Below are 13080 nucleotides of genomic sequence, written 5' to 3'. Positions count from 1 at the left end.
ATATTCAAATCACAAGACCGTGAACACCATGACGGCAAAAAAAGAGGGCCTCAAGAAAACTTGGGCCCTTGTAGTTGTGAAGGTAATAAGAACCTCCAGAGGGGAACAGCTAATGCGGTGGCGGGGGAGGAGGAGCCACCAAGAATGCATCAGCTGCATTTTGATATGGGAAGCGAAGTATCGGCTTTCAATAGCCGACTGTGATTTTCGTCACGGCTCGCTCGTCTTCAAACAGTAGACAAAAAAAGAGGGCCACAAGATGACTTGGGCCCTTATAAGTTGTGAAGGTAATTAAACCTCCAGAGGGGAACAGCTGCTGCGGTGGCACTGGGAGGAGAAGCCACCAAAGATGCATCAGCTGAGTTTGGTATGCTGCTTTTTTGGGCGGGCAGCAATCATTTAATATGCATGACAGCCATGTCATGTGCGCATCCCTGCCCATTTCTGCATCGCACAAAGAAAATGCGCCGCATAAAATAGAGGGCGCATTCAAAATATCAAATTAAAAACATATAGTTACGGGAACAGCCAAGAAATGCTCACAAAAAGAGCATTTGCCGATTGAATGTCAGAAGTTCCAGTTCCGGGCCTTGGCGACGATGTAATCGCGGAAGACCTTGAGCTTGGCGGCATTCTTCATCTCGTCCGGATAGCAGAAATAGGTATCGAACGAGGGGATGTCGGCGCTGATCGGAAGCTGTATGAGGCCCGGATCGCGGCCAACGATATAGTCAGGCAGCATCGCAACGCCGATGCCCAGGAGGCAGGCCCGCTTGATCGAGGTCTGGCTGTTGATCTGCAGGTGCGACACGCGCGGATTGTCGGAATCGCGGCCGGCGATTTCGAGCCAGTTGACGTCGAGCAGATAGTTCGGCGCCGGCTCACCGAAGGTGATGATGCGGTGATTGTCGAGATCCTCGACCGACTGCGGCTCGCCGTATTTGTTGATATAGGAGGGTGCTGCATAGACGTGCATGTGCACCGTGAACAGCTTGCGCTGAATGAGGTCCGACTGCTGCGGCTGGCGCAGGCGGATGGCGCAGTCCGCATGGCGCATGTTCACGTCGAGCTCTTCATTGTCGAGGATGAGCTGGACTTGCACGTCCGGGTGCAGCGACATGAACTCCTGGATCTTGTCGGTGAGCCAGCCCTGGCCGAGGCCGACGGTCGTGGTGATGCGCAGCTTGCCGCTTGGCTTGTCCGTGGTTTCGCTCAGCTGGACCTTGACGCTTTCGAGCTTCATCAGCACTTCGTGCGCCGTCCGGTAGAGGATCTCGCCCTGTTCGGTGAGGATCAGGCCGCGCGCATGGCGGTGGAACAGCTTGATGCCGACGTCCTGCTCAAGTGAGCTCACCTGCCGGCTGATCGCCGATTGCGAAAGATGGAGCTTGTCTGCCGCATGCGTGAACGACCCAGCCTCGGCCGCCGCGTGAAAAATGCGCAGTTTGTCCCAGTCCAGCGACATGAAGTCCCCCATAAGAAACCACTCCGGAAGACGGGGTCCTGTCTTCCGGATGTGGCTGATGCGTCTGTTCCCACACGGGGCTAGGTGCCTCAGCGGCACCACCCCGATTCGCAGCTTCTATTCGGCTGCAATTGCGACGGGCATATGACCCGCCAGGTATTTCTCGGTCTCGAGCGCTGCCATGCAGCCCATGCCGGCCGCCGTCACCGCCTGACGATAGATGTCGTCCGTCACGTCGCCTGCGGCAAAAACGCCGGGCACATCGGTCGCCGTCGAATCGGCCGCAGTCCACAGATAACCGTTGGACTTTTGCCGAAGCTTGCCTTTGAAAAGTTCGACCGCCGGGGCGTGACCAATCGCGACGAACACCCCGTCGGTGACCATGTCGGAGGTTTCGCCGGTCTTGGTGTTGCGCAGCTTCACGCCGTCGACCGAGGCGGGCATCGGCGGCTTGGCCGGTGCGCCCAGATATTCGACGACCTCGTGGTCCCAGATCACCTTGACATTCGGCTTGGCGAACAGGCGCTCCTGCAGGATTTTCTCGGCGCGGAAGGAATCGCGGCGGTGCACAACGGTGACGGTCTTGGCAAGGTTCGACAGGTAAAGCGCTTCTTCGACGGCCGAGTTGCCGCCGCCGACGACGATGACATCCTTGTTGCGATAGAAGAAACCGTCGCAGGTGGCGCAGGCCGAGACGCCGAAGCCCATGAAGGTCGGCTCGGTCTCGATCCCGAGCCACTTCGCCTTGGCGCCGGTGGCGATGATCAGGGCGTCCGCCGTCCAGTCGGTGCCGCTATCGGTCTTGATGCGGAACGGGCGCACGGACAGATCGACGTCGGTCACGAGATCGTTGACGATCTCGGCGCCGACATGGGTCGCCTGCTTCAGCATCTGCTCCATCATCCACGGGCCCTGGACCGGATCGGCATAGCCCGGATAATTCTCCACGTCGGTGGTGATCATCAACTGGCCGCCCTGTTCCAGGCCGGCGATCAGCACCGGCTCGAGCAGGGCGCGCGCCGTATAGATGGCGGCCGTATAACCGGCGGGGCCGGAGCCGATGATCAGCACTTTCACGTGACGGGCAGTCATAGTCTTGTCCTTCGTTCACGGGGAGAGGGAACGCTCTCGTCCGATTCCATTGCGTCAATGGGAAATAGTTCCATAGTTTAGGTATTCCCTACCATGACTTTCAAGGGCGTCGGCCCTGATACACACAAGTGCTTGAGCGCCAAGCCTAGTTTTGCCACCAGATGACGCGTTTGTGCACCAGGTTCGGCCATCTGATCCGTCTTTACCGAGCCATGCGCCGGGAACAGTGCGACAGCGGAATGAATGCCGCATCGGGCCAAGCCGATGCCGCTTCTGACGGTGGCGGCCCATTTTTGCGGTAAGACCGGTGTCAGCCATGCCATTTTCCCGCGAATAGTCGGCGGGACTGCTTGTTGTCCAGCGGGTTTGGCGATATTTCACGCGGATTCACTTTGCTGGAGAAGCATATGGGGTTGAATGCCGGCCGTGCTTGGTTCCATCGCGCTGCGCTCGGCCACGCACCGACTCGAGACGACCTCGCCCTTTTGGGGCGCGCCTTGCCGAGAATCTCGACCGAGATGATCGCGGCTGCGCCGGGATAGGGGACGCACCAGTCAATATCGCCGGCCATCGGGGCCAGCTCAACCATCAGCAAATACAAAGTTTTTGACTTTGCCCTCGCGCAAAAAGTCACCACGCAAAAAGGACGAACGTTCATGACGAAACAAGTCGAGCTCGACGCAATCGATCTCAAGATCCTTCGCGAGCTCCAGCGTGATGGCCGGATGACCAATGTCGATCTAGCCCAAAGGGTCGGCATCTCTGCGCCGCCGTGCCTCAGGCGCGTGCGCAAGCTCGAGGAAACAGGCGTCATCAAGGGCTATCACGCGCTGCTGAATGCACCGGCACTCGGCTTCGATCTCGTCGCCTTCTGTATGGTGGGTCTGAAGCGCCAGTCGGAAGCTGACCTGAAGGCTTTTGCCGCGGCAACGGCCGAATGGCAGATCGTCCGCCAAGCCTGGACAGTTTCCGGCGAAAGCGACTTTTTGCTGCATTGTGTCGCCGAGAATCTGACGGCTTTCCAGGATTTCGTCATCGAAGTGCTGACGGCCAACGAACGGGTAGACACGGTGCGCACGATGCTGACCATTCGCCAGGTCAAGGATATCGGCCTCGTTCAGATCTAAGGCCCGCCCATGAACAAGCTTCCGCTTTCCGCCTTCATCATCTGCCAGAACGAAGAAGCCTACCTCGGCAATTGCATCGAGAGCCTCGAGCAATGCGCGGAAATCGTCATCGTCGATTCCGGCTCGACCGACGGCACGCCGGCACTCGTGCAGTCCTATATCGACGAGGGCTGGCCGATCCGTTTCCTGCATGAGCCGTGGCGAGGGTATGCCGGTCAGAAGCAGTTTGCGCTCGACCAGTGCACGCAGCCGTGGTGCCTCAACATCGATTCCGACGAGCGCCTGGACGAGCCACTGAAGGCGCTGCTGCCATCGCTGCTCGATGCACCGGCGGAGACGGTCGGCTGGCGCGTCGCCCGCAGGCCCTATCTGATCGGTTACGGCTACACGCCCGAGCGCGTCCACGAAAGGCGGAACCTCAGACTGATCCGCCAGGGCAGGGGACGCTACGACCTCAATCAGAAGGTCCATGAGGGGATCGTTCCGGACGGTGCCGTCAGTGCCGCACGCAAGGGAAGCCTGCTGCATTACCGGCCGCTGATCATCGACGAGCAGATCCTCAAGGAAAACAAATATTCGACGCTGAAGGCAGACCAGCAGTTTGCGGCCGGAAAGTCCGCGCGACCCTACAAGATGCTGTTCAGCCCACCGCTCTATTTCTACCGGCTCTATTTCCGCAATGGCCTTTGGCGCTGCGGCTTTCCGGGTTTCATCGAAGCGACGACGGGGGCGGTCTACGCCTTCCTGACCGCAGCCAAGATCTATCAGAGGCACGCGCTGAAGCGCCGTCCGAACCATGACGACATGGATCGGCGCCAGACCAGCCCGTGAGGTTCCCATGAAAATCATGCACTTTCATTTCGGCAAGGACGGCGGCGCAGAGCGCTTCTTCGTTCATCTGGTGAATGCGCTTGGCGAGCGCGGCGTCGAGCAGACCTCGGTCATCCGGCCCGGACGCATCTGGCGGAAGGATATCGAAGGTGCAACGCGCATCATCGAAAGCAATTTCCGCAACCTGTCGCTCGACCGGATCCTTTTGCCGATGAAGGTCAGCAGCATGGCGCGCCGCGAGAAGCCGGACGCGCTCTTTGCCTGGATGCCGCGCGCCAGCCGCCTCATGCCGAACTACAAGGGCTGCATCAAGATTTCCCGCCTCGGCGACTATCCGCTGCGTCTCGACTATTTCCGCAATACCGATTGTCTCGTCTGCAACACGCCCGGAATTGCCGAGCATGTGCGCAAGATCGGCTGGAAACGCGACGTCGAAGTGATCTCCAACTTCACCGGGACGGAACGCGTCGCGCCAGTCAGTCGCGCCACGCTCGACACGCCGGAGAATGTGCCGGTCGTCATGTCGATGGGGCGGTTCGTGCCGCGCAAGGGCTTCCACACCCTGATCCAGGCGATCGCCAAGGTGCCGGACGCCTATCTCTGGCTGATCGGCGACGGCGAGGAGCGGGAAAACCTCGAGAAACTTGCGGCCGACCTCGGGGTGGCAAAGCGCGTACGCTTTGCTGGCTGGCAGAAGGATACGCGGCCTTTCCTCGCTGCCTCGGACATTTTCGTCATGGCATCGAGCCATGAACCGCTCGGCAATGTCATCCTCGAGGCCTGGGCCCAGGGCACGCCGGTCGTCTCCAGCCGTTCGGAAGGGCCGCAATGGTTCATGCGCGACGGCGAGAACGGCTTGATGGTCGATATCGGCGACGCCGACGGTTTCGCCCAGGCGATCGACCGCATCGCGAGCGACGCGTCACTGGGCGAACGCCTCGCCGAACGCGGCCACGAGACCTTGATGAACCAGTTCTCAAAACAGGCGATCACTGACGCCTACTTGAAGCTCTTCGCTTCAAAACGCTGAGCTAATTTCGCTCGCGCGGCTGCCACACGAATGGCAGCCGATCAGGAACGCATCAGCCGTTCGTAGACGGCGTTGATCGCACGGGCCTCGCCCTCGATGGCGAAGGAGGCGCAGGTGAGCCCCAGGCCGTTGGCGCCTGCCATCGTGCGGCGGCGATCATCATCCATGAAGCCGGCAGTCGCCTCAACCATCGCCTGCAGATCGTTTGCCGCAATGACCGTACCGGTTTCCTGCTCGCCGACGACGACCAGTTCCGAAAACGCACCGACATCGGTCGCAATAACCGGCACACCGGTTGCCATGGCTTCGAGCGGCGTCAGGCCAAAACCTTCCCAGCGCTGCGGCGCGATGAAGAGATCAAGCGCGCGATACCAATCGGGAATGTTGGTGTGCTCGCCGACGAAACGAATGCGGTCCGTCAGCCCGGCCTTTGCGACCCGTTCCTTCAACTCGTTCTCGAACGCCACATGCGGGCCGGTCGCGCGCCCCGCGACGATGGCGCTCCAGCCCGGCCGGCAGGGGAGCAACGCGATCATGCTATCGACGAAGAGATCGGTTCCCTTCTGCTTACGCACCCGTCCGAAGCAGCCGACATATTTCTGCGCCGGATCGAGCCCGAGCGCAGACTTGGCGGCGACTGTATCCGCCGGCGGCTGGAAGCGTTTCGTGTCGATGCCGTGCAGGATGACCGTGTTCGGCACTTCGAGATAGGCGGCGGTCTTGCCGCTCGTCGCAATCACCGCATCCATCCTGGAGATCAGGAACTTGCTCCAGCCGGTGTGGCGCCGCTGCGAAGCCGAGGTGAAGACGATCTTCAGCTTCATACCGAGCAGATCGCGCAGCACGATTGCCGGCAGCATCTCGACGTTACGGCGTGCATGCCAGACCCGGCAGGGGCGGCCATCCGGTGCGCTCCACAAGCGCAGGAGATCGCGGAATCGGATCGAGGGCAGGGTGTCCGGCAGCCCCGGGCCAAGCACGGCGACCTTTTCGCCAAGCGCGCGCTGGATCGGAACCAACTGGATAATGGTGGACGTCACGCCCGAGAGGCGGCGCTTGAAATTGGGAGCGATGACCTCGACGTTCCGGATATCGGCCACGAAAGCGCACTCCTTGCGCGAGCAACGTTCGTCTTTTGGAAAGAGAGAAATGGGGCGAAGGGAGGCTTCGCCCCTGCCGGGGCTGATCAGCCCCAGTTGACCGCGAGAATTTCGTAGGCCTTGGAGCCGCCGGGGGCGTTCACTTCGATGGAATCGCCGACTTCCTTGCCGATCAGGGCGCGCGCGATCGGCGACGAGATCGAGATGCGGCCAGCCTTCACGTCGGCTTCCTGGTCGCCGACGATCTGATAGGTCTTTTCTTCTTCGGTGTCTTCGTCGACCAGCTTGACCTTGGCGCCGAACTTGATCTTGGAGCCGGACATCTTCGAGAGATCAATGACTTCCGCGCGGGCGATCAAGTCTTCGAGCTCGGTGACGCGGCCTTCGTTGTGGCTCTGCGCCTCCTTGGCGGCATGGTATTCGGCATTTTCCGACAGGTCGCCATGTGCACGGGCTTCGGCAATCGCCTCGATGATTCGTGGTCGTTCTTCCTGCTGGCGCCAGCGCAGCTCCTCCTGCAGGTTGACGAATCCACCCTGTGTCATCGGCACTTTTTCGACCATTTCATTGTCCTTCATCAAGCACGAGGCGCCGCCCTTTGGGCGGCGCCAACGCAAAAGAAAACGGTCTCCGGCGCGTAAACACCGGAACCGTCCGAAACTTCGAACCTTCGTTATAGCAGAAACGGAAGCGCGAAAGCCAGATATTTCGCCACCATCCACCGAAGCCAACAAACCATCCGCAACTTGTAGACGAAGGAAACCGGTGGCAAGTTTTGCAGAAACAGCTTTACCTCAACTGCGGTTGAGGTCGTATCAGAACTGCTCCTGCAAAATATCACGAGGAAGCATGGCCCATGGATCTGGCCAAGGATCACCACATCAAGACAGGCCCGAACGCGGAGCCGCAAGCGGATGGCCGCTGGAGCGAACTGCTCCGGCCCGACTATCTGGCGGCAACGGTCACACTTTGCCTTGGGGTCGCACTCTTTGCGTTCAATGAATTTTTCATTTCGACGGCGCTACCGACGGCTGTCGCGCAGATCAGCGGCGCCACGCTGCTTTCATGGGCGGTTACGCTCTATCTCGTCTTTGCGATTCTCGGCGGGGCGCTTGCCGCCAATCTGAAGGCGAGGTTCGGCGCACGTGGCACGCTGATTGCTGCCGCCGTCGTATTTGTCGCCGGAACCATGATCGCGACGACCGCGAGCAGCATGCCGCAGGTGCTTGCCGGACGGGTGTTCCAGGGATTCGGCGAAGGTATCATCGCCGCGGTCTGCTACGCACTGATCCCGGAACTCTTCCCGCCGCGGCTGGTGCCGAAGGTCTTCGGAGCCGAAGCCATCGTCTGGGCGATGGCTGCCTTTGGCGGTCCGCTCGTCTCCGGCTTCCTGACGGAACATTGGTCCTGGCGGGCGGCCTTCGGCGTCAATATTCCGGCAGCCGCAATCTTCGTCGTGCTCGTCCTCGCCATCGTGCCGGCACAGAAGATACCAACCACGAAATCACGTCCGATCCCGCTTCTACGGTTGGTCATCGTCGGCACCGGCATATTGCTGATATCGGTATCGACCACGGCCAGAAGCGTCCCCTTGATGGTCGCAGCGCTAGCGACAGCGCTAACGATCCTCTGGGCGGTGGTCCAGACCGACCGGCGCGCAGAACATTCGATCCTGCCTGCCGGCGCTTTCACGCTCGCAAAACCGCTCGGCACCGGCCTTTGGGTGGTGCTGCTGATGCCGCTGGCGCAGGCATCCGGCTCGATCTACCTCATCTACGGCCTGCAGCACGTGTGGAACTTCAGCCCGACGGCCGCCGGCTTTTCCGGCGCGCTGATGGCGATCTCCTGGAGCCTGACCGCAATTCTCGTTGCGAGCCTGCGCTCACATGATCTGCGCGTGAAGCTGATCCAGGCCGGGCCGGCTCTTCTCAGTATCGGACTTGCCGGCCTGACGATCGCGGTCGCCATCGACGAATTCCGCCTGGTCTTTCCGAGCCAGATCGCGATTGGCGCCGGCTTTGGCATCTCCTGGGGCACGCTCAGCCAGTTGATGATGGATGTGTCGCCGCATAAGGAACGCGACAAGACGTCAGCCTTTTTGCCGACGCTGCAATCGGCCGGCTACGCCATCGGTGCTGCAATCTGCGGGCTTACCGCAAATCTCCGCGGCTTTGACGAGAAGGCAAGCGTGGCGACGATGCATGGCGCATTGTTCACCGTCTTTGTGGTCGCATCCGTGATATCGACGGCATCGCTCTATTTCGGCGTCAGAACCGTGCGGCTTGCAGACAAACGATCACGGCACGCCCAAGGAGGAGCGGCGCTCGGGGCGCTCGCAGGAGACTAGAGCGCCGTGCGTTCAGACAGATGACGTTCTAGGCAGCTGCGTGGAGCGGCGTACCGACGTGACGGCGCCCAAGAAGCGCCCGTTGCTCGCCGCCGCGCCCGATCGATGGCACGATCGTTGCGAGCAGCCTGCGATTGCTGGAGAAGACTTCGACCTTCAGCGATCCATAGTCCGCGTCGCGGCCGATCTTGTCGGCGATGCGCTGACCATAATAGAGGGCCGAGCCCTCATCGAAATGGATGATGCCGTCCTCGTCGACGAAGTGCTCGTCGCCGCAATGCAGATCGAAGAAATAGAGTTGCACGATCTTGCCCCATATCGCGCCATGCCGGAGGTTTCTCCGATCCCGAAGTGCGCAGGCGTATAAGAGCATGGTGCGGAAGAATGCAGGCTGAACCGCTCGTTCATCGGGCATTCAGCCGGAGGTGCCGGACATAGGTCGCGCCATACGGCATCCCACACGGACGATCGTTTCGCGGGGAGCGAAAACGGCGCGCGAGATTGTCGCGCGCCGCTCGTCGTATCAGGCCTTGAAATAGCTCTGCAGCGGACGCACTTCGAGGCTGCCGGCCTTCAGCGCCTTGATCGCATGGGCTGCCGCTTCCGCGCCGGCCATGGTGGTGTAGTAGGGCACCTTCTGCATCAGCGTCGCGCGGCGAAGCGACTTGGAGTCCGAGATCGCCTTGTTGCCGTCGGTCGTGTTGATGACGAGCTGGACGTGACGGTTGCGGATCGCGTCTTCGACGTGCGGCCGGCCTTCCTGGACCTTGTTGACCTTGGTGGCGGCAATGCCGTTTTCACCGAGGAAACGCGCGGTGCCGGCCGTGGCCATGACCTTGAAGCCGATATCGACGAGAATGCGGATCGCCGGAAGAACCCGGGTCTTGTCCTCGTCGCGCACCGAAACGAACACCGTTCCATCGCGCGGCAGGTCGACGCCTGCGCCGAGTTGCGACTTGGCGAAGGCCAGCGCATAGTCGGTGTCGAGACCGATGACTTCGCCGGTCGAGCGCATTTCCGGACCGAGTAGCGTGTCGACGCCGGGGAAGCGGGCGAAGGGGAAGACCGCTTCCTTCACCGCAATGTGCTTCAGGTTGCGCGGATCCGGCTTCTCGCCATAGGCGGCGATCGCGACGTCGAGCGTTTCGCCGGCCATCACGCGGGCTGCGATCTTGGCGATCGGCGCGCCGATCGTCTTCGCGACGAAGGGCACGGTACGCGATGCGCGCGGGTTGACTTCAAGCACGTAGATCGTGCCGTCCTTGATGGCGAACTGCACGTTCATCAGGCCGCCGACATTGAGCGCCTTGGCAAGCGCTGCCGTCTGGCGTTCGAGTTCGTCGACCATGGCCGTGTCGAGCGTATGCACCGGCAGCGAGCAGGCGCTGTCGCCCGAGTGGATACCGGCTTCCTCGATGTGTTCCATGATGCCCGAGACGAAGACGTCCTTGCCGTCGCAGAGGCAGTCGACGTCCACTTCCGTGGCATTCGTCAGGTAGCTGTCGAAGAGCAGCGGGTTCTTGCCGAGCAGCGTGTTGATCTGGCCGGTCTTGTCGTTCGGGTAGCGCTGCTTGATGTCTTCCGGAACCAGGCCCGGAACCGTGTCGAGCAGATAGGTCTGCAGCATGCTTTCCGAATGAATGATCTGCATGGCGCGGCCGCCAAGAACGTAGGACGGGCGCACGACCAGCGGGAAGCCGATCTCGGCAGCGACCAGGCGGGCCTGCTCGACCGAGTAGGCGATGCCGTTGCGCGGCTGGTTGAGGTCGAGCTTCATCAGCAGCTTCTGGAAGCGGTCGCGGTCCTCGGCAAGGTCGATCATGTCGGGTGCCGTGCCGAGGATCGGGATGCCGTTCTTTTCCAGCGCTTCGGCCAGCTTCAGCGGCGTCTGGCCGCCGAACTGCACGATGACGCCGACGAGTTCGCCATTTTCCTGTTCGGCGCGCATGATCTCGATCACGTCTTCGGCCGTCAGCGGCTCGAAATAGAGGCGATCGGAGGTGTCGTAGTCGGTCGAAACCGTCTCCGGGTTGCAGTTGATCATGATCGCTTCGTAGCCGGCATCCTTCAGCGCGAATGCCGCGTGGCAGCAGCAGTAGTCGAACTCGATGCCCTGGCCGATACGGTTCGGACCACCACCAAGGATAACGACCTTCTTGCGGTCGGAAACCCCAGCTTCCGACCGGGCGGCACCGACGAAGGGCGTTTCGTAGGTCGAGTACATGTAAGCGGTCGGCGAGGCGAATTCGGCGGCGCAGGTATCGATGCGCTTGTAGACCGGGCGAACATTCAGCGCGTTGCGCAGTTCGGCCACTTCCTTCGGGCGCTTGCCGCCGAGCGTAGCGAGGCGCGCATCGGAGAAGCCCATGGCCTTCAGCATGCGCAGGTTCTCGGCATCCTGGGGCAGGCCGTGCTCGCGGATGCGTGCCTCCATGTCGACGATCGCCTTGAACTGGGCGATGAACCACGGATCGATCTTGCTCGCCTCGTGAACATCTGCCTCGCTCATGCCGAGGCGGAGCGCCTGGGCAACCATACGCAGCCGGTCCGGCGTCGGCGTGCCGATCGCGGCGCGGATGGCGTTGCGGCCATCGCCGTTGTCGTCCATGTCGGGGATTTCGATTTCGTCGAGGCCGGTGAGGCCGGTCTCAAGGCCACGCAGCGCCTTCTGCAGCGATTCGGCAAAGGTGCGGCCGATCGCCATGACTTCGCCGACCGACTTCATCGCGGTGGTCAGGACCGGCGAGGCGCCCGGGAACTTCTCGAAGGCGAAGCGCGGGATTTTGGTGACGACGTAGTCGATCGAGGGCTCGAAGGAGGCCGGCGTCGCGCCGCCGGTGATGTCGTTGTCGAGTTCGTCCAGCGTGTAGCCGATGGCGAGCTTCGCCGCGATCTTTGCGATCGGGAAGCCGGTCGCCTTGGAGGCGAGCGCCGAGGAGCGCGATACGCGCGGGTTCATTTCGATGACGACCAGACGGCCGTCCTTCGGGTTGACGGCAAACTGCACGTTCGAGCCGCCGGTCTCGACGCCGATCTCGCGCAGAACCGCGATCGAGGCGTTGCGCATGATCTGGTATTCCTTGTCGGTCAGCGTCAGCGCCGGAGCAACGGTGATCGAATCGCCGGTGTGCACGCCCATCGGATCGATGTTTTCGATCGAGCAGATGATGATGCAGTTGTCCGCCGTGTCGCGGACGACCTCCATTTCGTATTCCTTCCAGCCGAGCACCGATTCTTCGATCAGCACTTCGGTGGTGGGCGAAGCGTCGAGGCCACTGCCGACGATGTCGAAGAATTCCGTGCGGTTATAGGCGATACCGCCACCGGTGCCGCCGAGCGTGAAGGACGGGCGGATGATCGCGGGCAGGCCAACATCGTCGAGCGCCTGCGCGGCGATCGCCATCGCATGGTTCAGATAGCGCTGCTTGCGGTCGCCTTCACCGAGGTTCCACTGGTTCTCCAGCTCGTCGAGCGCCTTGTCGAGGTCCGGGCCGGACAGTCGGCCCTTCAGTTCGGCGCGCTCGGCCTCATGCACCTTGCGGTCATGGTCCTTGATGTCGGTGGCGTTCGCCAGCCGCGACTTCGGCGTCTCCAGGCCGATCTTCGCCATCGCCTCGCGGAAGAGGGCACGGTCTTCGGCCTTGTCGATCGCGTCGGGCTTGGCACCGATCATCTCGACATTGTAGCGGTCGAGAACGCCCATACGGCGCAGCGACAGTGCGGTGTTGAGCGCGGTCTGGCCGCCCATGGTCGGGAGCAGCGCGTCCGGGCGCTCCTTGGCGATGATCTTGGCGACGACTTCCGGGGTGATCGGCTCGACATAGGTCGCATCGGCGAGGCCCGGATCGGTCATGATCGTCGCTGGGTTGGAGTTGACGAGGATGACGCGGTAGCCTTCCTCCTTCAGCGCCTTACAGGCCTGGGTGCCGGAATAGTCGAATTCGCATGCCTGACCGATGACGATCGGCCCCGCGCCGATGATAAGAATGGACTTGATATCTTGGCGCTTCGGCATGGTCGGTCATCCGTTTCTAGCTGCGCGAAAAACCGGCCAAAGTGGGAGGTCACCGGCCGGGCACGCATTGATG

The 13080-nt window shown here is 61.5% G+C and carries 10 protein-coding genes; 4 read left to right on the top strand and 6 right to left on the bottom strand.

Translation table 11 applies throughout. The features are described from left to right. Positions 1 to 568: 568 nt before the first annotated feature. Both ACN9MO_RS07490 and trxB read right to left on the bottom strand, forming a co-directional pair. Positions 569 to 1465, bottom strand: a complete 897-nt coding sequence (locus ACN9MO_RS07490) for a LysR family transcriptional regulator VtlR (RefSeq protein WP_034791460.1) — start codon at positions 1463 to 1465, stop codon at positions 569 to 571. Positions 1466 to 1582: 117 nt separating this feature from the next. Further along, the gene (trxB, locus tag ACN9MO_RS07485) at positions 1583 to 2557 is read right to left on the bottom strand and encodes a thioredoxin-disulfide reductase (RefSeq protein WP_057250287.1); all 975 of its coding nucleotides are present in this window, start codon (positions 2555 to 2557) and stop codon (positions 1583 to 1585) included. 656 nt (positions 2558 to 3213) lie between these two features. Between trxB and ACN9MO_RS07480 the strand changes: the two genes are divergently transcribed. The 3 genes from ACN9MO_RS07480 to ACN9MO_RS07470 are packed head-to-tail and all read left to right on the top strand — an operon-like array spanning position 3214 to position 5545. After that, positions 3214 to 3684, top strand: a complete 471-nt coding sequence (locus ACN9MO_RS07480) for an Lrp/AsnC family transcriptional regulator (protein WP_053247447.1) — start codon at positions 3214 to 3216, stop codon at positions 3682 to 3684. A 9-nt stretch (positions 3685 to 3693) separates the two neighbouring features. Further along, positions 3694 to 4515, top strand: a complete 822-nt coding sequence (locus ACN9MO_RS07475) for a glycosyltransferase family 2 protein (protein ID WP_057250288.1) — start codon at positions 3694 to 3696, stop codon at positions 4513 to 4515. A gap of 7 nt (positions 4516 to 4522) precedes the next feature. Then, positions 4523 to 5545 carry a glycosyltransferase gene (locus ACN9MO_RS07470; RefSeq protein ID WP_057250290.1) on the top strand — a complete coding sequence of 341 codons (1023 nt, stop codon included), beginning with the start codon at positions 4523 to 4525 and terminating at the stop codon, positions 5543 to 5545. Between the two features lie 41 nt (positions 5546 to 5586). Here the strand turns inward: ACN9MO_RS07470 and ACN9MO_RS07465 are convergent, their stop codons facing one another. Further along, entirely contained in the window at positions 5587 to 6645 is a 1059-nt protein-coding gene (locus ACN9MO_RS07465) for a glycosyltransferase family 4 protein (RefSeq protein ID WP_057250291.1), read from the bottom strand. Between the two features lie 86 nt (positions 6646 to 6731). Then, positions 6732 to 7208: a transcription elongation factor GreA gene (gene greA / locus ACN9MO_RS07460; RefSeq protein WP_058324180.1), complete on the bottom strand. Its 477-nt coding sequence runs from the start codon at positions 7206 to 7208 to the stop codon at positions 6732 to 6734. A 293-nt stretch (positions 7209 to 7501) separates the two neighbouring features. Here greA and ACN9MO_RS07455 point away from each other — a divergent pair, with 293 nt between their 5' ends. Further along, complete coding sequence (locus ACN9MO_RS07455; RefSeq protein WP_057250293.1) at positions 7502 to 8992, top strand: MFS transporter; 1491 nt, start codon at positions 7502 to 7504, stop codon at positions 8990 to 8992. Positions 8993 to 9020: 28 nt separating this feature from the next. Here the strand turns inward: ACN9MO_RS07455 and ACN9MO_RS07450 are convergent, their stop codons facing one another. Together ACN9MO_RS07450 and carB are read right to left on the bottom strand one after the other, a co-directional pair. Then, entirely contained in the window at positions 9021 to 9296 is a 276-nt protein-coding gene (locus tag ACN9MO_RS07450; RefSeq protein ID WP_063893379.1) for a DUF6894 family protein, read from the bottom strand. Positions 9297 to 9515: 219 nt separating this feature from the next. Then, a complete protein-coding gene (gene carB / locus ACN9MO_RS07445) occupies positions 9516 to 13007 on the bottom strand; it encodes a carbamoyl-phosphate synthase large subunit (protein ID WP_057250295.1) in 3492 nt (1163 codons plus the stop codon). Positions 13008 to 13080 lie beyond the last annotated feature (73 nt).

Source organism: Ensifer sp. R-19, from assembly GCF_049905105.1.
Lineage (GTDB): Bacteria > Pseudomonadota > Alphaproteobacteria > Rhizobiales > Rhizobiaceae > Ensifer.
Note: the sequence above shows the minus strand (reverse complement) of the source record. Positions and strands in the feature narration are given on the sequence as shown.